The sequence below is a fragment of the Citrobacter sp. RHBSTW-00599 genome, from assembly GCF_013784065.1.
GTDB lineage: Bacteria > Pseudomonadota > Gammaproteobacteria > Enterobacterales > Enterobacteriaceae > Citrobacter > Citrobacter braakii.
The window spans coordinates 3397545-3420860 of sequence record NZ_CP056717.1 but is presented as its reverse complement, the minus strand read 5'-3'; the positions used below and the strand labels follow the sequence as shown (position 1 = coordinate 3420860).

At 47.5% G+C, this 23316-nt stretch carries 21 protein-coding genes; 9 read left to right on the top strand and 12 right to left on the bottom strand.

The window, feature by feature from the left end; all coding sequences use genetic code 11:
* Positions 1-50: 50 nt before the first annotated feature.
* A complete protein-coding gene (ldtB, locus tag HV243_RS16865; protein ID WP_003035268.1) occupies positions 51-971 on the bottom strand; it encodes a L,D-transpeptidase in 921 nt (306 codons plus the stop codon).
* 678 nt (positions 972-1649) lie between these two features.
* On the opposite strand from ldtB, the gene HV243_RS16860 reads away from it, so the two are divergent.
* Positions 1650-2372, top strand: a complete 723-nt coding sequence (locus HV243_RS16860) for an inovirus-type Gp2 protein (RefSeq protein ID WP_048214616.1) — start codon at positions 1650-1652, stop codon at positions 2370-2372.
* Between the two features lie 447 nt (positions 2373-2819).
* On the top strand, positions 2820-3371 hold the full coding sequence (locus tag HV243_RS16855; protein WP_053071023.1) for a hypothetical protein: 552 nt from the start codon (positions 2820-2822) through the stop codon (positions 3369-3371).
* 227 nt (positions 3372-3598) lie between these two features.
* On the opposite strand, the gene HV243_RS16850 is transcribed toward HV243_RS16855, so the two are convergent.
* Positions 3599-4213: a recombinase family protein gene (locus HV243_RS16850; protein ID WP_048214615.1), complete on the bottom strand. Its 615-nt coding sequence runs from the start codon at positions 4211-4213 to the stop codon at positions 3599-3601.
* A gap of 556 nt (positions 4214-4769) precedes the next feature.
* On the opposite strand from HV243_RS16850, the gene HV243_RS16845 reads away from it, so the two are divergent.
* The 4 genes from HV243_RS16845 to HV243_RS16830 all read left to right on the top strand — a co-directional run bounded on the left by HV243_RS16845 (position 4770) and on the right by HV243_RS16830 (position 8055).
* A complete protein-coding gene (locus tag HV243_RS16845) occupies positions 4770-5720 on the top strand; it encodes a cation diffusion facilitator family transporter (RefSeq protein ID WP_048214614.1) in 951 nt (316 codons plus the stop codon).
* A 115-nt stretch (positions 5721-5835) separates the two neighbouring features.
* A complete protein-coding gene (locus tag HV243_RS16840; RefSeq protein WP_048214613.1) occupies positions 5836-6210 on the top strand; it encodes a cytochrome b562 in 375 nt (124 codons plus the stop codon).
* 438 nt (positions 6211-6648) lie between these two features.
* Positions 6649-7230 carry a cytochrome b/b6 domain-containing protein gene (locus tag HV243_RS16835; RefSeq protein WP_048214612.1) on the top strand — a complete coding sequence of 194 codons (582 nt, stop codon included), beginning with the start codon at positions 6649-6651 and terminating at the stop codon, positions 7228-7230.
* Positions 7231-7365: 135 nt separating this feature from the next.
* Positions 7366-8055 (top strand): VIT family protein, encoded by a 690-nt coding sequence (locus HV243_RS16830; RefSeq protein WP_032936649.1) that lies wholly within the window; start codon positions 7366-7368, stop codon positions 8053-8055.
* A 144-nt stretch (positions 8056-8199) separates the two neighbouring features.
* Here the strand turns inward: HV243_RS16830 and HV243_RS16825 are convergent, their stop codons facing one another.
* From HV243_RS16825 to HV243_RS16810, 4 genes are all read right to left on the bottom strand, one after another.
* On the bottom strand, positions 8200-8796 hold the full coding sequence (locus HV243_RS16825) for a hypothetical protein (protein ID WP_048214611.1): 597 nt from the start codon (positions 8794-8796) through the stop codon (positions 8200-8202).
* Positions 8780-9148 carry a hypothetical protein gene (locus HV243_RS16820; RefSeq protein WP_048214610.1) on the bottom strand — a complete coding sequence of 123 codons (369 nt, stop codon included), beginning with the start codon at positions 9146-9148 and terminating at the stop codon, positions 8780-8782. Before HV243_RS16820 ends, HV243_RS16825 begins: the two co-directional genes overlap by 17 nt.
* Positions 9138-9983 carry a lysozyme inhibitor LprI family protein gene (locus HV243_RS16815; protein ID WP_048214609.1) on the bottom strand — a complete coding sequence of 282 codons (846 nt, stop codon included), beginning with the start codon at positions 9981-9983 and terminating at the stop codon, positions 9138-9140. Before HV243_RS16815 ends, HV243_RS16820 begins: the two co-directional genes overlap by 11 nt.
* Before the next feature lie 513 nt (positions 9984-10496).
* Positions 10497-11984 (bottom strand): recombinase family protein, encoded by a 1488-nt coding sequence (locus HV243_RS16810; protein WP_048214608.1) that lies wholly within the window; start codon positions 11982-11984, stop codon positions 10497-10499.
* A gap of 34 nt (positions 11985-12018) precedes the next feature.
* On the opposite strand from HV243_RS16810, the gene HV243_RS16805 reads away from it, so the two are divergent.
* Positions 12019-13611, top strand: a complete 1593-nt coding sequence (locus tag HV243_RS16805; protein WP_094168566.1) for an ABC-F family ATPase — start codon at positions 12019-12021, stop codon at positions 13609-13611.
* Between the two features lie 143 nt (positions 13612-13754).
* Here the strand turns inward: HV243_RS16805 and HV243_RS16800 are convergent, their stop codons facing one another.
* The 4 genes from HV243_RS16800 to HV243_RS16785 all read right to left on the bottom strand — a co-directional run bounded on the left by HV243_RS16800 (position 13755) and on the right by HV243_RS16785 (position 19445).
* Positions 13755-15017 (bottom strand): DUF1479 domain-containing protein, encoded by a 1263-nt coding sequence (locus HV243_RS16800; protein WP_053388803.1) that lies wholly within the window; start codon positions 15015-15017, stop codon positions 13755-13757.
* Positions 15018-15170: 153 nt separating this feature from the next.
* Entirely contained in the window at positions 15171-15986 is an 816-nt protein-coding gene (locus HV243_RS16795; RefSeq protein WP_053388804.1) for a Cof-type HAD-IIB family hydrolase, read from the bottom strand.
* A gap of 121 nt (positions 15987-16107) precedes the next feature.
* A complete protein-coding gene (locus HV243_RS16790) occupies positions 16108-18540 on the bottom strand; it encodes a glycyl radical protein (RefSeq protein WP_053388805.1) in 2433 nt (810 codons plus the stop codon).
* A 5-nt stretch (positions 18541-18545) separates the two neighbouring features.
* Positions 18546-19445: a glycyl-radical enzyme activating protein gene (locus HV243_RS16785; RefSeq protein ID WP_131352015.1), complete on the bottom strand. Its 900-nt coding sequence runs from the start codon at positions 19443-19445 to the stop codon at positions 18546-18548.
* A gap of 132 nt (positions 19446-19577) precedes the next feature.
* Between HV243_RS16785 and fsa the strand changes: the two genes are divergently transcribed.
* Positions 19578-20240 (top strand): fructose-6-phosphate aldolase, encoded by a 663-nt coding sequence (fsa, locus tag HV243_RS16780; protein WP_019076360.1) that lies wholly within the window; start codon positions 19578-19580, stop codon positions 20238-20240.
* 119 nt (positions 20241-20359) lie between these two features.
* Here fsa and moeB read toward each other — a convergent pair whose 3' ends face one another.
* Positions 20360-21109, bottom strand: a complete 750-nt coding sequence (gene moeB / locus HV243_RS16775; RefSeq protein WP_016156078.1) for a molybdopterin-synthase adenylyltransferase MoeB — start codon at positions 21107-21109, stop codon at positions 20360-20362.
* Positions 21109-22344, bottom strand: a complete 1236-nt coding sequence (gene moeA / locus HV243_RS16770; protein ID WP_019076362.1) for a molybdopterin molybdotransferase MoeA — start codon at positions 22342-22344, stop codon at positions 21109-21111. The genes moeB and moeA overlap by 1 nt, the downstream gene beginning before the upstream one ends.
* Before the next feature lie 176 nt (positions 22345-22520).
* Between moeA and HV243_RS16765 the strand changes: the two genes are divergently transcribed.
* Positions 22521-23309 carry an aminoglycoside adenylyltransferase family protein gene (locus HV243_RS16765; protein ID WP_109017298.1) on the top strand — a complete coding sequence of 263 codons (789 nt, stop codon included), beginning with the start codon at positions 22521-22523 and terminating at the stop codon, positions 23307-23309.
* The last annotated feature ends 7 nt before the right edge of the window (positions 23310-23316 follow it).

Genomic DNA, 23316 nt, shown 5'->3' with positions numbered 1-23316 from the left:
GGGCCTACAGGTTAAGTAGGCCCGATAAGGCGAAATGACAGTTTTGATGCTTAGTTCAGACGAACCGGCATACCTGAACGGTTCTGTACCGCCTGCTCAACGACGGCCTGATCGACGTCAGACTGACCGGTGATGCTGGTAATGCTCTTGTTCAGCGTAATCGGTACGATTTCCCCGCCTTCGAACTGTGCTTCAGTGGTAGACAGTGGATTGTGTACCTCGATGTAACGGCTGCCGTCTGGTTCAGTCGTGGCTTTTACCGGCTCATCGATAAACTGTACGCGGGTGCCGACCGGCACATTTTCAAACAGGAATTTGATGTCGTCGTTACGCAGACGCACGCAACCGTGGCTGACGCGTAAGCCGACGCCGAAGTTAGCATTGGTGCCGTGGATGGCGTACAGGCGACCGATATACAGCGCGTACAGGCCCATCGGGTTATCCGGACCTGCCGGAACAACAGCTGGCAGCGGTTCGCCCGCAGCGCGGTATTCCGCATGCATTTTTGCCGTTGGCGTCCAGGTTGGGCCCGCTTTTTTACGTTCTACTTTGGTGGTCCAGTTGATTGGCGTGTCTTTGCCCAACTGGCCAATACCGATCGGCAGAACAATAACGGTGTTGGTGCCTTTCGGGTAGTAGTACAGACGCATTTCAGCGCTGTTAATAACAATACCTTCATGCACGGTATCCGGCAGGATCAATTGCTGAGGTATGTTCAGTACGGTGCCGCCCTTCGGCAGGAAGGTATCCACGCCCGGGTTGGCTTCCAGCATATTAGACAGACCCATCTGATACTCCGCCGCAAAATACTCCAGCGGTTGGGTGTTGCCTTCAGGAATAGTGATGACCTGGTTTTGGCCGATCAAACGGCTGCCATCGGTAGGCAGCGGGTACGTGACGGCAGAAGCGGTGTTACAAAAACCAACTATTGCGAGTGCCGCCGCGAAAAGCGTTGTTAATTTCATATTCATGTTCATGTATGCGAGATTCAGTGCCAGGCAGGCTAGTGGGTTGAGATTTATGTAGTGTTGGGCACGCATTATATGTGCAATCTGAGCAACAAGGAATTCGGATGTGTACTAAATCACATTTTTTTCCTTTTGCTTTCACTTTATCCCTTCAGCATCAAGGCGCGATCTTATTGCAGACTTATGGCATAATAAGCGGTTCGTCACATATTTCTTTCTCTTTCAGGATACGCCAGTGTTAGTTTCCAGCAACGTCACAATATAGTTTCAAAGGGGGAAATTAAGTAATGGAGAGAGGTTTCTGTCTTCCTGAGAGCATTGGTTAGTCTTCGTTGTTCAAACATTCTGGTTTCATTGGGCCAATAACCTCATACTGGTCCGGTGGTTTTAGCCATCCCCACCCCAAGAATTCGGAAGGACAACGAGCAAAGTCTGATACGCTGCCTGGTCCAAATAAAAATTTGTATTGCGCAATTTGTTCTCATTCTGATAAAATTAAAGGTTGGATAAATATTTTTGTAAACTTTGTTCCGTAGTATTTCCCCCCTCGAAAACATCCCCAACGTCAGATACAAGGCGGCTTTGCGGTATCGCAAATGCTCTCGTTTTACCGTGGTTTTTGGTAATAACTGTTTAGGAGGTGTGATCTCTTTCTGAGTACAAAAAAAGGTTGATTTAACAATGATGCAACAATCTCAAACCCTGTTCCAATCGTCGATTTTTTCGACAACTTGCTTTCGTACTGTCTACCATGAACACGGTCGTTACAAAGCAATTGATGGCAAGTCTTTTGTTCATGATGATCACCAATATCCGATTAACACAAGAACCGGATCTGGTGTTCGCCAAGATATACTTATGGCGATGATCACCGAATTAAAAGCAATGCAGAGGCGATACAGTCGAGTGTTTCTTACCCGCTTTGATCTTCATCTGCCAGAATTCACTTCTGCTGACGTTGGTAACGAATACATACGTCAACTGTTCAAACGGTTACGTTCATGTCTGGCATCCAATAACAACGGCTTATCGGAACCTATCATCGATTTTGCTTACGGTTGGGTTTGCGAACAGGAAAAGGCTTCACAGCCACATTACCATTGCTGGATTGCACTTCCACATCGTTCGGTAAGGTGGTTTGGAACGCCAGAAAGAGGGATCGCAGGTATTATTACGGAAATCTGGATGAAACTGACAGGTGGTAATGCAACGCTGGTAAACTTGTCTAAGTCCACTAAAGCTTATCCGGATCACTACGTCATTCATCGAGATGCTCCTGAATCACTTAATGACCCGGTATTCTGGCTTTCTTACCTAGCCAAAGAACGCGGGAAGTCGCAAACAGGGAAGGGAACGCGCTTGTACTCAACATCAAAATTGAATAGTAAAGCACTGAACTCGTAAATATCGCACAGGAAGCCCGTAGAGCGGTTTTCTTTGCAAGGTATATCATCGCATTACCCATATTATGGAAATCGCTTACAGCAGCGCTCAGGGCGTTTTAAGGCATGAATAAGACCTGATTAACTTTATGCTTCGGTCAGTTGCATGATAGTTCAACGATAATAGCATTGTTTTTAGATTCATACATTACTTCAAAATTCCGAGCGAAGCGAGGGACACGAACGAAGTGAGTGTCTAACCTACATAACTACACTTTTAAATTTTTATATTTTATATATAGAGAAAAATGTAGTTTTTTGACTGTTTCTTAACCAATGTTAACTGTCCGTCTTCGCTTCGCTTGACGGAACTCGCTTCGCTCGTAATTCAGAATCTCGCTAACGATGACATTTTCTGTAAGTCGTTTTACTATAAATGTTCCATCTGTTTCTAATATAAGGAAATACTATGCGCCACCCAATACCCGCACAGCTAGATGCGCCTGAAACCCTGAATTTTTGTCTGCAAGTTGTTCCTGATGCTCACGCTGTATTGATTAACAATGAACCTTTCCCGGGAGCTGAAGTGATGGACTGCTTTCCGAATGTTGAAATGGTGATCGAAAAGAATGGGGGTAAGGCTGTTTACGGTTGGGCTATCTGGTGGGTTCCTGGAGTTTATATTGAAGCTGAGTTCCACTGTATTTGGGAGAATGATGCTGGAGAAATGCTGGATATCACCCCATATCCTTATCATACGGACAACATTCTGTTTCTCCCAGATAGCAAGCGGATTTATAAGGGTCAACAGGTAGATAATATCCGTCAGGCTCTGGTAAATGATCCTGATGTGATCAGATGGTTGTACCTTGCTAGAAAACGTTTTGAAATCTTAAATACCGGTGATCTAGCGAACCAACATGGGCGTATTGAATTGCCACCGAAATTAGCCAAAGAGTACATCAAAGTCATGGATGAAACAGAAAGGCTGGACTCCCGACTAAAACGCCGGTATTCATGACGAGAGACAATGCTATTAACAGTGACCATCGGAAAATAACGCATATGGCGGGCTGTACGAGTTAGATGGGTTATGGCGACATATGCCGCCTGAACTGCTACCCGTTGATTAACACGTTGTGATGCCAGCAATGCCCGCTTGGCACACATCAGACATTCACCAAGATAAAAAGCAAATGGGTAGTCAAATCTGGTTCAATTACACAGTCTGGTCAGAATCGAATGAAATTAGTTTATTAATTCCTTCTTGATTCGGTAAAATGTGGCACGGCTGATATCTGCTGCTTTCATTATGTGGGCTGGTTTAACGTTCTGTTCCAGCATTTCGCGAACAGTCTCACGGGCTTCCATATCTTTTTCTTTCCCCGTGTACAAACCTGCCTGTTTTGCTCTCTCAATCCCCTGTGCCTGGCGTTTACGGCGGGTTTCATAATCTTGTCGTGCCATTGTCGCAAGGATATCGATCAGCATAGCATTGACTGCCCGAAGAATGCCGCTGGTTAGGTCATTACCGGACATTTCAACCATCTGCCAGCTTGTTGGCAAATCCATTGATACAATAACCAGTCCTTTACTGTTCAGCGTGGCTTTGAGTTCAGCCCATTCTTCATGCTGAAGACGACTGAGACGGTCAATTGCTTCAATAAGAAGCAGATCGCCGGGTTGTGCTTCTTCGAGGAGAAGCATTAGTTCCACACGCTCCAGCTTCGCACCACTTGCATTCTCAATGTATTCTCCGGCAACCGACCAGTTTTTGCTTTGCGCAAATTCGCGCAAGCTAGCTAATGCACGATCAGCATGTTGGCCTTCAGTAGATGCACGGCAGTAGATACGGACATTCATTATGTATTCTCTTTTAAATATCAATTCAACACCCATATGATACATTACGTCGTTTTGCTGTCAATAGAATTAAATATAACCCTATTGAGACTTTGTGTCATGGTCTTTATCAGGTATACCTAAAAGAGATGTTGTACTGAATGTTCTCAGATCTTGCTTGGGTTATACGATGTAGTCAGTTCCTGTAACTGAACCACTCAGTTTGCATTTCAGTAGGTCTTTATCAATTACAGCGAGCCACTACTGGGGACCTGAATAGTCTAGCATCTACATAACCAGTTTTTATCATCTGCCATAATAACCTGTAAAATAATTTTAGTTTGCCGAATACGTATACACTGAACGTAAGCGTATAGTTGTGGTAACTGTCAATTTTTTCATATTCTGTTAAGAATAAATTAATGTTTAAAAATTATGATAAATGAATGTCATCGCAAACATGGCACGTCCTTTACAGGAATAAATCTCACCAATTATTATATTTTCACCACAGAACCTGTCCGGGAAGGATAGTCTGTTTAGTATTAACTGTTGATGCTGTTATAAGGAGTTTCTGGTGCAGGTAAACAAATTTACGGATGATATTGATATTAGTTCTCATGAGCGTTTCATCGCGGCCCGTAAAAGTACTTGGGTTAGTGTGCTTGTTAATTGTTTTCTGACATCCGGGCAAGTGATTACTGGTGTATTTTCCGGATCTCAGGGGCTTATCGCGGATGGTATCCATTCTCTGTCTGATTTAGTTTCAGACTTTGTGGTGCTTATTGCTAATCATAAAAGTAAAAAAAATCCCGATGATGACCATCACTACGGACATCATCGTTATGAAAATGGTGCATCATTAATTCTGGGGACAATTTTATTCATTGTTGGCATCGGGATGTTATGGTCAGCAGCAAATAAAATGCAACAGCCAGATGATATTCCTCAGGTACATATTGTTGCTCTGTGGGTAGCCTTAGCTGCACTGGTTATCAAAGAGCTTCTTTTTCGCTATATGCTGGCAGTAGCAACCCGAGTAAAATCCACTATGCTGGTTGCAAATGCCTGGCATGCCCGCTCTGATGCTGCCTCATCTTTGGTGGTGGCTATTGGTATTATTGGTAGTTTATCAGGTTTTAAATTGCTTGATCCGGTAGCTGCACTGGTTGTGGGACTTATTGTGACCAGAATGGGATATTCATTTATGTCAGATTCGCTTCATGACTTGATGGACAGGGCCGTAGATATTGAAACTGAAAATAGTATAAAAACAACATTACTATCCACTCCTGGGGTCGAAGGCATCCATGACCTCAAGACCAGAAAAATGGGGGACCTTGTTGTTGTTGATGTTCATCTGGAAATTGATGGTAATTTATCAGTGAAAGTAGGGCATGACATTGCTGTTTTGGCCAGGAAATCAGTTTTAGATAATCATCATGTATTAAATGTTATGACACATGTTGACCCTTATTTTAAGGAGGGAAGTGACCTTGATTACGGAAGTGTAAATAATCATAAATAATAATTTTAATGCTTATTTTCTTCGGGGAAATTGGCAAGTAATTATTTTCTTTGTTCAATGTTGCAACTTCGGGTTGTGATGTTTTTTAAATGATAGTAAACAATATGGAGTTATTATGAGAAAAATTATGCATACTGTTATAATAGGAACAGCCCTTCTTTTATCTACCAGTGTAATGGCTGGTTCTGACGGTGTTGAACATGCCATGAAGATGATGAATAAAAGCTACCGTGCAGCACTTAAGGAGGAGGATGTTACATCTTTCAGGAAAGATATGCAGGATCTGAAATCAACAGCAGAGTCCATCTTGAACGGCCCGATAGAGGGGTATGACAGGGAAACGTATGTTGCAGGTATGTCTCTTCTGATTGATGAGGTAACTGCTGTTGAAAGTACCGCTGAAAAGGAAGGTCTTGACGCTGGGAAAATTGCAGCACAGAAACTGGGCAGTATGATGAGAAAATACCATAATAAACTTGGCGTTGACTGAACTGGGAACTATCAGGAGAAAGTAGATATGCTGGAAAGATATCCCGGAACTACCATGATATACCTGCTTGTATTAAAATGGATAGTTATGCCCTGGTGAAGAAATTCTAATACGTTATCTTATCTGCTCAGTACATATAAAAATGTAGGGGTCGCAAACATGCTTACCGATGCTACATATTGCCTCAACATAAGCTAAGTCCTATTGATGTTGCACGGGGCAGATATACCCGCTTCGTGCTTCACGGAAGCATACTGATGATCTCTTGGCTGGAAAAACACTTCTTCATGGTAATGTCTTCATATTACAGATGTGATGTACTATAGGTTTAGATACCATTTTCTGATTAAAGAGTATTGTTTAGTTCCGATAAGTTAAGGTTTCGTTAATAAAAAGCATATTGATTTGGTCAACCACCCCTAACAAAGTGGCTAAATTATGAATGAAAATTTACGTAATGCTCTCCCTCACAAAGACACACCATTTCTACGTGTGCTTCATATCATCGTAGCTGTATTGATTTTATTGCAGATTGTTAGTTCAAATCTTACCGAAAGCGATGCTCTCAGTGACTATACTCTCACAGGGTTCGTTACATGGTTCCATGTTATCACTGGATTATCACTGATTGTTCTTGGGTTAATCATGCTTGCATGGATGCTGACACAACGAGGATTTCATTACTATTTTGCTTGGCTGACCCTTGATTTTCGAGGTGTGGTTGAAGATATCAAAATGCTGATGTCATTCCGTCTCCCTGAAGCTCATGCTGGTGGGATTGCTGCCTTGATCCAGGGGCTTGGTGTACTTGCGCTATTGGGCGTTGCATCATGTGGTGGTTTCTGGTTTGCACTCAATACAATTCCTGGAATGTCGCCAGTGCTGACAGAAAGTGTCCTGAATTTGCATAAGTTTCTGACTGTATTTATTGAAACCTATTTCTGGGCGCATGGTTCGATGGGGTTGCTGCATATATTTCTCACCATCCGTAGCCAAAGGAAAAATTCCGTTACGGAATAGTGTGATAGATTGATGATTAATAAAGTGTGCTGTAATGGCTGGATAACATTGACTACAATAGTTTAATTATCTGTCAAGGCATTCTTATATGTCCGTAATTCCGATTAGTGTGCGTAGTTGAAGGAAAGCAAAGATATGCATCTTGAACGACACAGCATCGAAAAAGTGGGATGGCTTAGGGCGGCTGTATTGGGGGCAAATGACGGAATTGTTTCGACAGCAAGCCTTGTCCTTGGTGTTGCGTCAGCAAACACCAGTTCTTCGGGAGTTTTACTTGCTGGTGTTGCCGGACTGGTTTCTGGTGCTATGTCGATGGCAACGGGAGAATATGTTTCAGTCTCATCTCAGGCTGATACCGAAAACGCTGCACTTGCTCAGGAAAAAAGGGAGTTGGAAACCGATTATGAAGGTGAAATGCAGGAACTGACTTCACTTTATATACAACGTGGACTGGATCCTGTGCTTGCCTATAAGGTTGCAGAGCAGCTCATGGCGAGAGATGCTCTGGATGCTCATGCCCGTGAAGAACTTGGGCTGACGGATACAAACTCTGCACAGCCCCTTCAGGCTGCTGTCTTTTCTGCTCTGAGTTTTTCTGCTGGTGCTGTGTTACCTTTAATAGTTGCATGGTTATCTCCTCCAAAGCAGGTTTTTTTGTTTATTATCCTTTCCACCCTTTTTTCACTGGTGGTCCTTGGTTATATATCCTCTGTTGTAGGTAAAGCACCTCCTGTCAGGGCGATCATAAGAATTATGTTCTGGAGTACACTGGCTATGTTTTTGTCGATGGGGATTGGCCATTTCGCAGGGCAGGTCCTGCTTTAATGTTCTGTCGCGATATTTCGAGTCGTATGTCATCAAAAAAAATCGCCAATGTAGCTCCTTACAGGTTTTATTCCGCTTGGTACAGTGTCCATTGATGAAAGATGCAGGGGGCTTGGCCCCTGCATTTGAAGAGTATAAATAATGTTACTTATGACAAATCTCCCTATCATAGACTCCACCATTCACAGCCAACATTTGCCTTTTCTTTTTTGAAATCATACCAGTCATGATTTGCGAATTATCTAAAAAAATACCTTCAAATGTACCCGGTCGTGCATTCAATCCGGCAATAATTATTGTATCTCCCACGTTTAACGCTGCTACCTTATCGTTATCATAATCTGTATTTTCAAAAATAAACTTTAGTCCTTCATTCGAACCAGAAATATCCAATGTAACTAATGGTTTTTTACTGAATGTAACAGTACTGATGTTTTCTATTTTACCAGTAACCATCAATCGGCATTTTTTGAAATCGTTCGTTGCCCGGAACTCATGTTCTTTAAATCGCGCATAAACCTCTTCAGTCGTATACAGTCTCGGTAGGATATCAATCACAGAAGGTCTGGGGGATTTTGTTGCTTGTTGTAAAGACACTGCATCCGCATCTGATGTGGGTATTATTTGAGGGGTTTTAGCCTGGCATGGTGTGATTGCTATCCCATTCAACATGAAAAATCCGAAGGAGATAGCAGCCGTTAAGACTGATTTTTTAATATAACGTTCATAAGATGATTTCATTTCGTTCTTCCATGATTTCTATTTTGGTAACATGTTCGCCAGTACGGTATATTTTTACGTTGTCAGGTGGAGACTTCACGGAACTACGGATTTCATTCATAATATGTTTCGATAAAATGTCGCAGCCTTCCATATACATAACCTTACGGGTATCGGTATCTGATATGTTTGTGAAGCAGCTACTGATCCATGAGTCAGGTATTTCGATTCCATGTATCAGCTTCATATATCCAACGATGAACGAATCTGTCAGATGAAATCGCCCTACTGTGTATTTTCCTTGGTAGGTATTGCCCGGTGATTGTGCTAAATGGTCATGGACCAATACTACGGTTAAATCATTAATTAGCATTTTCAGCCTCCAGTTCAGTGATGCGCTTATTGGTCATGTCAATTAAGCATTGAACATCCTGATTGCAGGTAGCCTGTTGTTTGATCCATTTTCGTTGCGATGGTAGCAAAGATTTACGTGTTTCAGTTGGTAGTTCTTTCCATGTATCGTTAAGCTTTTTATCCGCAATACGATAATCTTCTTCCGGGGAATGCGGTGTTGTTAGCTTGTCATGAGCGGTTGTGATGTTCTTTGCTTTATTCTGAAAATATGATTTATCAGCACACGCTTTTTCCCAACTTTTTGAGATCTTCGTAGCTATATCCTCAATAAACATTTCACGAAGTGTATACCCATTTAATTTCGCACCTTCTTCCAATATGAGGCGATATTCATAAGGAATGGCTTGCAATTGTTTATCAATATTCAATTCAGGGTCGTCCGACTCGTTAATGAATACTTTAGCTTCTTCTATCGTCGGCGCTCCACGTTTGCACACATCGTCTCCGTTCTTAAACATTCCTTTCGTTAACTTACGCACGGGCTTATCTGGATTTGAGCACTTTTCTTTGATTCTGGTTTTAATGTTTGCGGATTGTTCATTAATGACCATCCGTGCTGCCGTAGGGTCATTTTGATACATAGAACGTGCCAAGGGGCCATTTAGCAATATGAGTTCTATGTCATCTGACGTAGGTCCACCATTCAGGCAAAGTTCACTTGCTGGGAGCGCCATAAGGTCATCCACGGTATCAATATTCTGGAAACTGATGCGGTTATCTGAGGCTGCTGTAGCGCTGCTTGAAATCAAAAAAGCATTCAACGTGATGATTATAAAGAGTTTTCTTGGCTTCATGCGTATGTCTTTCCTTGTGCTATCGAAAAACTGCGACTCTTCAGTAAACGTAAATTGGTTGATTTCGAACCGAAATCAGTCTGAGAGACTTGATTTTACATTGATCTGTAAAATCTATCAATAATTGTATATTGATCTATAAAATCGATCGATTGATGTGGGTAGAAGAGGTGGCATGGCTACGAAGATTATTGTATTTAATGGTTTTTCAAGGAATGATATGCGTAATGTTAAGGTGGGGAGGGGCGGGTTAGTATCGAGTATTCCCAAAGAAGGGGATTACATTCAACTTACCTGGGGAGTTACAGCAACTATAGAGGTGTTTCGATAAGAAGCGGAACAATGGGATCAGTATGTAGACGTAATGGATAATGTAATTTAGCCCCTTGCTCTAAAACGCACTGTATCGAGTTTTACGGGGTTTTTGTATTAAATAATGCCCACGCCTGCTTTAATCGCTCTGACAAGATACAGAGCGATTCATGGCGTTATAGCGATGGATAGACATTCATTTTAGACCCAAGAATTAACGAGATCTAATATTTCTTTAGTATCAGTAATAAAACTAATTTTTTCACCATCCCAAAGGAAGCTCTGAACGTGTTTGTTTCTGTACAGAACTTTTATTCTCCATTTTTTACCTATATTATAAACGGTTATCTGTTCGATAACTCGCTTAAGCATCATGTTCAGTTCTTGTGGGTCTTTAATCTCCTGCAATAGATTCAAATCAAATGCCCGTTCTGAGATAATCATACTATTCTGTTTCTTGATTTTTTCTTCAAGTTCGTGCAATTTATCCTCAAGGTTATTTATCGTTTGGATTACACTTGTCGGGATCTTGGATTCAGTGAGAAGCATATTATTTAGCTCCTGAATCTTTAATTTTATTGTGTCTCGCTCTATCAATAATGCCCCATCAAGATTGGTACTTTTCTCAAGTTTCAGTTTTCTCATTATCCGATAAAGTGCTATTTCTATATTTTTAAAATTTTTCGTTATGTTACACTTTCCATCTCTTGCATTAGCACAAACATGGTATTGATATGTTTTTCCAGAAGCAACGTGGAATTTTCTGACAAGAGAACCCCCGCATTCGTGTTTTAATATTCCAGCGAAGGCATTGTGTTCCGACTTATATCCAGGCTTGTTTTGTTTCTGATCAGACTGTAAAAGCATGAATTCTTCTTTGCTGATAACTGCAGGATAATAATTCTCTATGATATCAAGCAGAATGACTTTCCGATCTTTAGTCGTCTCAGATGTTTGATATGCACCGTAAAGTGCAACCGAGTTTATTGTTTTTCCAACCGTTGTATGATTCCAGCCAGTAGAACGTAATGGTCGATGACCTTCGTCGTTTAGCGCTTTAGCGATTTTATTTGTTCCAAATCCTTCTCGTCGTAACTGAATGATTCTTATGACCGAATCCACTCTGTCACTAAAATAAAATTTATCTTCTTTCCGTTCTAACCAGAAAGGCAGAATTTTGTTGATAACTTCACCGTTTAGTGCTCGTTGTCGTTGTTGTCTTTTCGTTTCACGTAGGCGCTGCGATTTTTTCTCGGACTCTTTATAGGCAAGGTCCGCTGCCAAGGCTATCCTGATGACACTTACGAGGTCGTTGACAGATTCTTGGTTCAATAATAGACCATCAACCAGTGAAGCGATAAAGATGTTGTGTTGCAGGATCGACTTAATTATCTGTTGAGTCACGTCGATGCCTCGGCGACTCAGGCGGTCTAACGATTCAATGATGATAGTCGAACCCTGTTCAATCTGACCTTTCTCGATTGCTTCAAGCATGTCACCGAGTGAAGGTCTGTTTCCCTCTTTGAATGCTGAGATTCCGAGGTCTTGAAAGTTCTTATCTGATAGAATCAAACTATTCGCATGTGCGTACTGTTCAGCAAGCTCAGTTTGACGTCTTACGGAGTCGCCTTGTTCTTGCTTCTTTGATGAGAATCTTATGTAAGAGTATGCTTGCCCGTTTTGTTTCATAACCACCTCAGTAACCTACGAGAGAGTATCAATTTTGCTTCTTTGCAACAATATCACCATGCAGTTCGGCAGTAAGCCGCTGTTTGAAAATATTTCCGTCAAATTTGGCGGCGGCAACCGTTACGGCCTGATTGGCGCGAACGGTAGCGGTAAATCCACTTTTATGAAAATTCTCGGCGGCGACCTCGAACCGACGCTGGGCAACGTTTCCCTCGATCCGAACGAGCGTATTGGTAAGCTGCGTCAGGATCAGTTCGCCTTTGAAGAGTTCACCGTGCTTGACACCGTGATCATGGGTCACGGTGAACTGTGGGAAGTAAAGCAGGAGCGCGATCGCATTTACGCCCTGGCCGAAATGAGCGAAGAAGACGGCTATAAAGTTGCTGACCTTGAAGTTCAGTATGGCGAAATGGACGGCTACTCTGCGGAAGCGCGTGCGGGTGAATTGCTGCTGGGCGTAGGTATTCCGGTAGAACAGCATTATGGCCCGATGAGCGAAGTCGCCCCCGGCTGGAAGCTGCGTGTGCTTCTGGCACAGGCGCTGTTCTCTAACCCGGACATTCTGCTGCTCGACGAACCAACGAACAACCTGGATATCGACACCATCCGCTGGCTGGAGCAGACGCTAAACGAGCGTGATAGCACCATGATCATCATTTCGCACGACCGTCACTTCCTGAACATGGTCTGTACGCACATGGCTGATCTGGACTACGGCGAACTGCGTGTTTATCCGGGTAACTACGACGAATATATGACGGCGGCAACTCAGGCGCGTGAACGTCTGCTGGCCGATAACGCCAAGAAGAAAGCGCAGATTGCCGATCTGCAATCCTTCGTCAGCCGCTTTAGCGCCAACGCATCTAAATCTCGTCAGGCGACTTCTCGTGCGCGTCAGATTGATAAGATCAAGCTTGACGAAGTGAAGGCGTCCAGCCGTCAGAACCCGTTCATCCGCTTCGAACAGGATAAGAAACTGTTCCGTAACGCGCTTGAAGTGGAAGCGCTGACGAAAGGTTTTGATGAAGGTCCGTTGTTTAAAAACTTTAACCTGCTGCTGGAAGTTGGTGAGAAAATTGCCATTCTGGGTGCCAACGGCGTGGGTAAATCAACCATGCTGAAAACGCTGGTCGGCGAATTACAGCCGGATAACGGTACTGTGAAATGGTCTGAAAACGCCCAGGTTGGTTACTACGCGCAGGATCACGAGTACGAATTCGAAAACGATCTGACGGTCTTCGAGTGGATGAGTCAGTGGAAACAGGAAGGCGACGATGAGCAGGTAGTACGTAGCTTCCTTGGTCGCTTGCTGTTCAGCCAGGACGATATCAAGAAACCTGCTAAAGTGCTGTCCGGTGGTGAAAAAGGACGCATGCTGTTCGGTAAGCTGATGATGCAGAAGCCGAATATCCTGGTAATGGATGAACCGACCAACCACCTGGATATGGAATCTATCGAATCGCTGAACATGGCGCTGGAAATGTACCAGGGCACGCTGATCTTCGTTTCTCACGACCGTGAGTTCGTCAGTTCGTTGGCAACCCGCGTGATTGAAATTACGCCGGAACGCGTAATCGACTTCACCGGTAACTACGAAGATTACCTGCGTAGCAAGGGCGTCGAATAATTTTCCCGTCGTCTTTCGTGTTACAGGTGTGTTGGCTGCACCTGTACACCCCGGTCACTTACTTGTGTAAGCTTGCGGGGATTTACAGGCTGGCCGCCTTCCTGTAACGCGAAATACTTAGGGAAACTTGTGTAAGTTACAAATTAAATAATCCCCAGCGCACGCTTGCCGTGGATATTCAAATCATCCAGCGTGAAGCGTCCTTCCCAGTGAGTTTCATAATCCTCGCGTGGGAAATCACCCGGCGATACGCCTTTTTCCAGCGCGGCCTTCACTTTATGGGCGTAGGCCAGATTCTTTTCGCACATCGGTGCGGCAGGGATGTACATCACGTTGCCCCAACCCTGTTGATTTTCTACCGGCGCGACGGAGTGGATCACATCACAATGCCACCAGACGGAGTCTCCGGCGTCCAGTTGCGGAATGCTGGTTAACGCTTCAATCAGCAGCGGATGCCATTGCGCAGAAATCGGCAGAACTCTGCCGGGTGCTACGCCGCAAAGTTCATCTTCCGGCACATCGTCAAGCAATGGACGTAACAGTACCCAGGCCATCGCTTCAGGGATAGGGACCACGTGCAACAACCCCTGACCTGGCAGCATATCAGAGAGAGCAGTCCAGCCCTGGAAGGTACGGAATACTGAACATTTGGTGGTGTTATCCACCGTGTACTCTTCTACTTCAGTGCGATGCGCGGCCTGCCACGGGTCGTAATCTTCCAGCTTACCATTGAAAACATTAGCAAAGACCTGCTGATATGCCGGCAGAAGCCAGCGTTCCAGCGCACCGGAATCCGTATGCGCGCCCAGCCCTTTGGACGTCGTTCCCGGTGGACGACGGCGTATGCGGTCGGGGTAGATAACGCTGACATCCGGGTTAAACCATTGCTTACCTTCGCCTGCAAATGTCCAAAGACGGTTGAGAAATGACTGCGCATTTGCCATTTCTTCACTCTGACGGGCCTGCATCTGCGCCTGGGACCAGTAGATGGGGTAGATTTCAGGCCGCGATGCGCTCAGGGTACCAAAGAAATTATCGCCCGGTCCTTGGTAAACGTCGTCAAAATGGTTGCGGTCCAGATAGTCCAGCATTGACCTATCCCAATCGAGGGCTTGTTCGCGAGAGAAATGGCCTTTAATGACCGCGCATCCGCGACGCTTAATTTCTTCACGCTGCTCAGTACTCACGCGACCCGCCTTGATATCCGCATAGGACAACACAGGCCATACCGGAGAGCCTTGCGCTTTGAGGGCGTTGATTTCCGCCACGCGATTGGCAATGGCCTCGCTCAACTGATTGAAAATCAACTGAACATCTCCAAGCTGTTCACGCAATTGCTTTTTCATCTGCCGGATTGCCGCTTTGTGATCGGTGGGCAACGTGTCGCTGGTAAAAGTAAAAGCCATATCCACCTCGCATTAACTTTCATTCGAAACTAATTTAACTTACAGGTGATAATATAAGTTAAAATTTAGTTAACGCAAGTTTAAAATTTGATGGTGTGAGAAACATGAAAAAGCGTGGAAACCGGGGCAAGGGGATACCCCGGTTGGGCAGGATTAGCAATTAAAAGGGGAAGTGTTATCCAGCACCGCCTGAATCACGTTCAGCACGCCCTGATGGTTATTGTCGTCGGTCTGATAGCGGGCAATCGATTTGATACTCTCTGCCGCATTGGCCATGGCGAAAGAGTAGCGCGCCATTTTCAGCATTTCTGCGTCGTTGCCGCTATCGCCAATGGCGACCACGTTTTGCGGGGACAGGTTCCAGCGCTTTAGCAGACGGCTGATTCCGTTGGCTTTATGCAAACCTGGAATGATCAGGTCGATAAACCCAAAGCCGCTGGTGACGGGCTTCATTATACCGTCAAGGGCAGAATGAAGGTGATCGATCACTAATGGGATTTGTTGGTCCGGTAAATTCAGCGAGAACTTGAACAGCACATCATCGATGTCCTGATAATCCTTCACGGGTTTCAGGCGATGGTAGTGTTTTGACATCAATGCGACAAAGGACTCGGGGGCATTTTCGCTAACGTAGGCGCTTTGCAGGCCACAAGCCACAAAGTTGAGATGCGTATCTTTGAGCAGTTCGCCAATGACAATGCGGGATTCGTGGCGGGTCAGCTCACCGTGAAACAGCTGTTTGCCATGTTCAAAGACTAACGCCCCGTTCTCGGCAACAAAAGAGATCTCATTTTTGAGTTCCGGGAAAAAGGAGATCAGTTGGTAATACTGATTGCCGCTGGCTACGACAAATTCAATATCTCGTTTTTTCAGTTCCTGATACTGCGCCATAAAACGTGCATGATCGTATTTTTTGGCGTCGTCGAGAAAAGTTCCGTCCATATCGCTGACGATAACTTTGATGGTCATACTTGCTCCTGGCTCATAACTGCGACCAGAAACATTTTAATAACAATGTGAGCTAAAGCACAAATTTATTTCATTCGAAAGAAGAATACCCGGCAAGCGAAATGCCGCCGGGTAAGGGGGATTACAGCATATGTTCAGTACGTGCGATGATATCGTCCTGCGCATCTGGAGACAGCGCGGTGAAGAAGGCCGAATAACCTGCTACACGGACCACCAGGTCACGATACTGATCCGGGTGCTTTTTGGCTTCCAGCAGCGTTTCACGGGAGACAATGTTGTACTGAATATGCCAGCCTTTGTGCTCTTCAAAGAAGGTACGCAGCAGGATCATCAGCTTTTGCTTATCGGATTCATTCTCCAGCGTGGCCGGGTTCAGCTTCTGGTTTAACAACACGCCGCCGAGGATTGAACCGGTCGGCAGTTTACCCACCGAGCCAATTACCGCTGTTGGGCCGAGATGGTCCGTTCCGGAAGCCGGGCTTGCGCCTTCTGCCAGTGGAGTATGCGCCTTACGACCATCCGGTGTGGCCATCGTTGCCGCGCCAAACGGTACGTTTGCGGAGATCGATGAGGTACCCGCGTAGTAATTGCCGCCAACCGGGCCACGTCCGTAACGTGGATTATGATACTGTTTCAACTCATTGATATAGGTCTGATAAGCGCGGGCCAGCAGCGTATCAACGCTATCGTCATCGTTGCCGTATTTCGGTGCGCCGTTGATCAGCCGCTGGCGTAATTGTTCGTGGCTCAGACCGTCAAAATCGTCGGCCAGCGCGGCGGCCAGCTGTTGCTGACCGATAGCGCCTTGTTCAAAGACCAGTTTCTTCACCGCAGCCAGGCTGTTGCCGAGGTTGGCAATACCCACCTGCAAACCCGATACCCAGTCGTATTTCGCGCCGCCTTGCTTAATGCTTTTCGCGCGTTCAATACAGTCATCTACCAGCGCAGAGCACAGAATATCGTGTACGTTCTCTTCCAGCATGGTGTCGACGACATACTCAATTTCGATAGATTTACGCGTGTAGTAGCGAATCTGCGCATCCCAGGCATCCATCACTTCGTCGAAATTGTTGAAGTTACCAGCCGAGAGCGCTTTTTCCTGTGGCAGAAATACTTTACCGCTGGTGGCATCGCGACCACCTTCCAGCGCTGCCAGCATCACGCGGGCAAAGTTAATAAAGCTCATACCGGTACAGCGGTAGCCCCATTTGCCGCCAACAGCGGTTTCGATGCAACCAATGGCCGCATAGTCATAGGCGTCCTGCGGTTCAATGCCAAGCTTAATGAATTCAGGTATGACGATTTCGTCGTTATTAAAGGCAGGCATCCCGAAGCCGCAGCGGATCACCTGTACACAGGCATCCAGGAAATCATTACTCATCCCTGCATGATAACGCACGCTCAGGTTTGGCTGAGTAGAACGCAGGCGACCGCAGGATTCCAGAATAGCGTAGGAGAGCGGATTGACGGCATCCATTGCCTGACCGTTAACCAGGTTTTGGCCACCAATGGTCACGTTCTGATACAGCGGGCTACCCGCCGAGGCTTTCGAATGGGAGCCGGAGCGGATTTTGTTCACTTCCAGCAGTTTCAGCCAGCAGCTGTGCAGCAGCTCAATGGCGTGCTCACGATCGAGGCTTTGGTTCAGTTCTACGTCACGACGGTAGAACGGATAGAGGTACTGATCCATGCGACCAAACGACACCGAGTGACCATTTGATTCAATTTGCAGGATCAACTGGATGAAATAGCACAACTGTAGCGCTTGCCAGAACGTTTTTGGCGGCTCATGGGCGATAACATCGCAGTTGTCCGCCATGGTCAGCAGTTCATCACGACGACTGGCGCGAGTTTCCGTGGCCGCCATTTTACGTGCCAGCGCGGCAAAGCGCTCAATGTGCAGACTGACGGCCTCCAGCACGATATCAATCGCTTTCAGAAACTGATCGCCATGGAGGTCTTCCAGACATGTCAGATTGATGCGGGAACGACGTTCATCAACTTTGTGGCGCAGGCCGTCGAGACCTTTTTCCAGCAGCAGCGGGAAGTTTACCGCCAGGTGTGCGTCACCGGAGGTCATGTTACCTTCGGCTTTGATAATGCCGGTTTCCAGCAGCCCTTTCTGCTCGTCAGTAAACATCCCGTAGCAGCGATCCTGCACGGTCTGACCACGCCACCATGGACACACCTCGTGCAATACGCGTTTGTTCTCTTCGCTTACCGCAAAGCCCGCGCCCGGCCTGTCGGCGAGGTCATCGATCTCTTTTTCAATCCACGACACGGTGTATTCCGGGAAGATTGGCGCGGCACGCACTTCGCTTGCCTGGTTACCAATGATCAGTTCGTCATGCTTGATCCAGATGGTGCGTTCCGCCAGATGATGGGCCAGCGCCAGCGCGCGGCGAACCGGAATAGGTTTATCCAGATGCTGTTGGTACATCTCGGTATAGTGCTGGGCGCGCTCGGTACAAACCGGCGGCTTCACGATGTGGATCAGGGCCGTTTTATGCGCTTTGATACGGTCGCTGAGTGTGTCCAGTTTCAGAGTGGTCATGGCGATTATCCTCGTAGGGTCGCGGTTAAACCTTTCAGGCTGGCGTACTGCTGGGCAAATTCGAGCAGCGCAGGCGCATCAAGCGGTTTATCCGGTGCGTTGTAGGGTTGACTGAGTAAGTGGTATTTGTTGATGCCCAACGTGTGGTAGGGCAATAAATGGATCTCATCGACGTGAAGCTCGTCGGCAGCAAAATCGGTAATGGCCTGAATAGCGGCTTCGTCAGCGTTGAACCCCTGAATCAGGGGGACGCGGATAACCATTTTTTTACCGGCGGCGGCCAGTTTTTTCAGATTTTCCAGTACGCGAGAGGCGCTGCCATCGGTCCACTGTTTAAACGGCGCGTCGGCGACATGTTTTAAATCGGCCAGGAACAGGTCGACGTCAGGTAATGACGGTTCAATATACTTCCACGGGACATGCAGACAGGTTTCAACCGCTGTATGAATACCTGCATCGTGGCTGGCTTTGAGCAGCGCTGCCGCCAGTTCTGGCTGCATAAAGGGTTCACCGCCAGACAGGGTGAGACCCCCGCCGCTGCGATCGTAAAACGGTTTATCACGCACTACGGTCGCCATGATGTCGTCCACGCTTTTTTCCTCTCCGCAGACGGTCAGCGCCTGGGTTGGACAGCAGTGGGTCAGCGCCGTGAGCGCATCATCGGTCAGTTTTTCGCGATGAATCAGCAATCCGCTCAGCGCGCGTTCAATCACCTTCGGTGCGGCCTGAGCACAGAGATCGCAACCGTCGAGGCACAAACGTGCGTCATAGAGCAGATCCTGCGTGCGGGCGCGGCTTTCCGGATTCTGGCACCACCGACAGCCCAGTGAGCATCCCTTAAGGAACACCACAGTACGGATACCGGGACCATCATGTGTGGAATAGCGCTGGATATTGAAAATCATAAGCGGCCTCTCGTCTTTCGTATAAAGATTAAATTACTTTCGAATGAAAGTTATATTGACGTACGTCAACTAACCGTGAGGTTTCGCCGTGCTACCTTTTATTCATGCTAATTATTCGTTTGAGGAAAGGTTATGGAACTCTATTTAGATACGTCTGACGTTGACGCGGTAAAAGCTCTGGCGCGGGTTTTTCCGCTGGCAGGGGTGACCACTAACCCAAGCATTGTGGCGGCAGGTAAGCAGACGCTGGACGTGTTACTGCCGCAACTGCAGGAAGCGATGGGAGGGCAAGGACGCCTGTTTGCTCAGGTAATGGCGACCACCGCCGAAGGCATGGTCAGCGATGCGCGTAAGCTGCGGGCAATCATTGCGGATATCGTGGTCAAAGTGCCGGTCACGGCAGAAGGTCTGACGGCCATTAAATTGCTGAAAGAAGAAGGGATCCCGACGTTGGGTACCGCGGTATACGGCGCTGCTCAAGGGCTATTAGCTGCGCTTGCGGGGGCCGAATACGTTGCGCCATACGTTAACCGTGTGGATGCGCAGGGGGGGGACGGCATTCAGACGGTGACCGATCTGCAGACCTTACTGAAAATGCATGCCCCGCACGCCAAAGTACTGGCCGCCAGTTTTAAAACGCCGCGTCAGGCGCTGGATTGCCTGCTGGCAGGCTGCGAGTCCATCACGCTGCCGCTGGATGTCGCTCAGCAGATGATTAGCTCTCCGGCCGTTGATGCTGCCGTAGCGAAGTTCGAACACGACTGGCAGAGCGCATTTGGACGCACTTCTCTGTAAGTCTGTTTTGCCGGATGGCGGTTGACACCTTATCCGGCCTACACAATGCGCTGTTGTAGGCCTGATTGGAGGCATTAGCATCGCCCTCTGGCAATAGTGCGGTGCCGACGATTTCTCTGCTAACTCCCGCAGACCTCACAGGTGGGATTGCGCATCAGCTTCATTTCGCGAAACTGGCAGGTCATGGCGTCGTACATGACGATTTTTCCTGACGCCGGTTTACCGTAGTTAGCCAGCAGCTTAATGGCTTCCATCGCCTGTAACGAGCCGATCACGCCGATCAGCGGGGCCATCACTCCGGCCTCTACGCAGGTCAGGGCGTTTTCACCGAACAGACGGCTCAGGCAACGGTAGCAGGGCTCTCCTTCCTGGTAGGTAAATACGGTAATTTGTCCTTCCATGCGAATTGCCGCACCGGAAACCAGCGGAATCCTGGCGGCGAAGCATCCGGCATTCAACTGATTGCGGATGCTGACATTATCCGTACAGTCCAGCACCAAATCGTGTTCGGTAATAAGCGTGTGAATCTCGCTCTCGTCCAGCAGCGCATTCACCGGCGTAATGGCGATATAAGGGTTAATCCGCGCCAGTGCGTCGCGGGCGGATAGCACTTTTGGCTGTCCAACGGTCGCATCGCTGTGCAGCGTCTGGCGCTGGAGGTTCGACACGGAGACCGTGTCAAAGTCGAGCAAGGTTAAATGCCCGACGCCAGCGCCTGCAAGGTACTGAGTTGCTGCGCATCCCAGTCCCCCCACACCAACGACCAGTACCCGCGCGTCCTTGAGCGCTTCCTGACCTTCGAAATCGAAGCCGCGCAGAATGATTTGCCGGTTATAGCGCATCATCTCCTGGTCGCTGAGTTCTGCCATTACAGGCCTCCAAACAGTGCGTTAAACGGCTCGACCTCAACCCATTCGCCGGCTTCGACGTTACCGCGATCGCGCTCCAGCACGATAAAACAGTTACCCTGGCTAAAAGAGCTAAAAATATGCGAGCCCTGGTGCCCGGTCGTGGTGACTTCCAGTTCGCCTTCAGCGGTACGCTGCAATACGCCGCGCTGAAAATCCAGACGGCCAGGTGTTTTCTTCAGGCGTGAGGCGGTGCGCACGCGCTGGCGAGGCGGCAGTCCACAGGCGGTGTTGCCGCTGAGTTTCGCCAGGAGCGGTTGTACCAGTTGATAAAAGGTGAGGGCCGCAGACACTGGATTACCCGGCAGACCGCAAAACCAGCTGTTGCTCAGTTTGCCAAACGCGAACGGTTTGCCCGGTTTGATGGCCAGCTTCCAGAAGGCAATTTCTCCCAGCTCTTCCAGAATAGTTTTAGTGTAATCCGCTTCGCCTACTGAAACGCCGCCGGAGCTGATGACGACATCGGCCTGGCTGTCGGCTTCGATAAACGCGGCACGCAGCGCGTTGGGATCGTCGCGAATAATCCCCAGGTTGATCACTTCGCAGCCTAACTGTTGCAGCATCAGGTGAACGGTCAGACGGTTAGTGTCATAAATCTGCCCGTCTCCCAGCGGCTGACCAGGCAACTGCAGTTCATCACCGGTGGAGAACAGCGCCACGCGGACTTTGCGCACTACGGGAGCATCGGCAACACCGAGCGAAGCCAAAACGGGAAGCTCGGCGGTTGTCAGCCGAGTCCCGGCGGGAAACACCACCGCGCCGTTTGCAATATCTTCACCGCGCAGACGAATATTTTGCCCGCGGCGGACTTCGGCGGTAAAACGCACCCCGTCGTCAGTTTGTTCCGTTTGCTCCTGCATCACCACCGCTTCACAACCAGCAGGTACCGGGGCGCCGGTCATAATACGGATGCAGGTTCCCGCAGGCCACTCGCCATGGAAAGGCTGACCGGCAAAGGCTTTACCCGCCACCGCAAGCGGCTGATCAGATTGTAAATCGGCTAATCGTACCGCATAGCCATCCATTGCTGAGTTATCGAATCCCGGTACATCAATGGGGGAGACAACGTCGGTGGCCAGAATGCGGCCAAAGCATTGAACCAGCGGCAGCGTTTCGACGGCGGTGAGCGGGGTAATACGCGAAAGCATCTGAGAGAGAGCCGTTTCAAGCGGCATCAGTCCGGCGGTAAATTCCATGAGAAGACTCCTGCGGGGCAAAATCGAATCTGCTCATTATGTCAGAAAATGGACGCGGGCAGTATGCTACCTCAGACTTAGAATCAGATCTGGTAAAGGTTTTGTGCCAGGGATAGCGCTGCAGGAAGAATGCAGTATAGACTCAATATTTCCGCTCTTTTTTCCCAGGGGGCTAAATGGCCAATATTATTCCAGACGCAATTCGACGACAGGTGGAGGCCGCCAGTGCGTGCATCCGTCAGATTTTCGAGGGGAATCTCATTGCCCTTCATTTGTATGGCTCTGCGGTTGAAGGCGGCTTAAAACCCCAAAGCGACATTGATTTATTGGTCACCCTGCGTGAACCCATAAATGCCCGACAAAGAAAAAAACTGATGCAGGATTTGCTGACCATTTCAGCGCCTCCCGGCACCTCCGGGCCATATCGTGCGTTGGAAGTGACCGTTGTTCTGCACTCGCAGATCGTGCCGTGGCGATTTCCACCGGCGAGAGAAATGCAGTTTGGCGAATGGCTGCGTGATGATATTCGCGCTGGCGTGTTTGAACCGGCAATGGTGGATGCTGATCTTTCTATTCTGCTGACCCAGGCCCGGCGCGCCAGCGTACCGCTGTTCGGTGAACCGGCTGAGACGTTATTTAACGTCATTCCGTTTAGCGATGTATTGCAAACATTTCGGCATATCCTTGAGATGTGGCAGAAACCGGCTGATTTAGAGGGGGACGAGCGTAATATCATCCTTGCTCTGGCACGTATCTGGTATAGCGTGGTTACGGGTAATATTGTCGCTAAAGATGAGGCCGCATCCTGGCTTCTGCCGCAATTACCCGCTGAGCATGCTGATTTGCTGCAAGCGGCGCGTGCCGAATATCTGGGGTTAACCAAACATAACTGGGCAGCGTGTATGCCGTCTGTAGAACGCTTTGTGTTTTATGCAAAAAAACAGATTACCGATCGGCTTGAATAATTTAGCA

Coding starts and splice junctions, on each gene's coding strand:
- ldtB (WP_003035268.1), bottom strand. CDS start 971: ATGAATATGAAATTAACAACGCTTTTCGCGGCGGCACTCGCAATAGTT.
- HV243_RS16860 (WP_048214616.1), top strand. CDS start 1,650: ATGATGCAACAATCTCAAACCCTGTTCCAATCGTCGATTTTTTCGACA.
- HV243_RS16855 (WP_053071023.1), top strand. CDS start 2,820: ATGCGCCACCCAATACCCGCACAGCTAGATGCGCCTGAAACCCTGAAT.
- HV243_RS16850 (WP_048214615.1), bottom strand. CDS start 4,213: ATGAATGTCCGTATCTACTGCCGTGCATCTACTGAAGGCCAACATGCT.
- HV243_RS16840 (WP_048214613.1), top strand. CDS start 5,836: ATGAGAAAAATTATGCATACTGTTATAATAGGAACAGCCCTTCTTTTA.
- HV243_RS16835 (WP_048214612.1), top strand. CDS start 6,649: ATGAATGAAAATTTACGTAATGCTCTCCCTCACAAAGACACACCATTT.
- HV243_RS16830 (WP_032936649.1), top strand. CDS start 7,366: ATGCATCTTGAACGACACAGCATCGAAAAAGTGGGATGGCTTAGGGCG.
- HV243_RS16825 (WP_048214611.1), bottom strand. CDS start 8,796: ATGAAATCATCTTATGAACGTTATATTAAAAAATCAGTCTTAACGGCT.
- HV243_RS16820 (WP_048214610.1), bottom strand. CDS start 9,148: ATGCTAATTAATGATTTAACCGTAGTATTGGTCCATGACCATTTAGCA.
- HV243_RS16815 (WP_048214609.1), bottom strand. CDS start 9,983: ATGAAGCCAAGAAAACTCTTTATAATCATCACGTTGAATGCTTTTTTG.
- HV243_RS16810 (WP_048214608.1), bottom strand. CDS start 11,984: ATGAAACAAAACGGGCAAGCATACTCTTACATAAGATTCTCATCAAAG.
- HV243_RS16800 (WP_053388803.1), bottom strand. CDS start 15,017: ATGGCTTTTACTTTTACCAGCGACACGTTGCCCACCGATCACAAAGCG.
- HV243_RS16795 (WP_053388804.1), bottom strand. CDS start 15,986: ATGACCATCAAAGTTATCGTCAGCGATATGGACGGAACTTTTCTCGAC.
- HV243_RS16790 (WP_053388805.1), bottom strand. CDS start 18,540: ATGACCACTCTGAAACTGGACACACTCAGCGACCGTATCAAAGCGCAT.
- HV243_RS16785 (WP_131352015.1), bottom strand. CDS start 19,445: ATGATTTTCAATATCCAGCGCTATTCCACACATGATGGTCCCGGTATC.
- fsa (WP_019076360.1), top strand. CDS start 19,578: ATGGAACTCTATTTAGATACGTCTGACGTTGACGCGGTAAAAGCTCTG.
- moeB (WP_016156078.1), bottom strand. CDS start 21,109: ATGGCAGAACTCAGCGACCAGGAGATGATGCGCTATAACCGGCAAATC.
- moeA (WP_019076362.1), bottom strand. CDS start 22,344: ATGGAATTTACCGCCGGACTGATGCCGCTTGAAACGGCTCTCTCTCAG.
- HV243_RS16765 (WP_109017298.1), top strand. CDS start 22,521: ATGGCCAATATTATTCCAGACGCAATTCGACGACAGGTGGAGGCCGCC.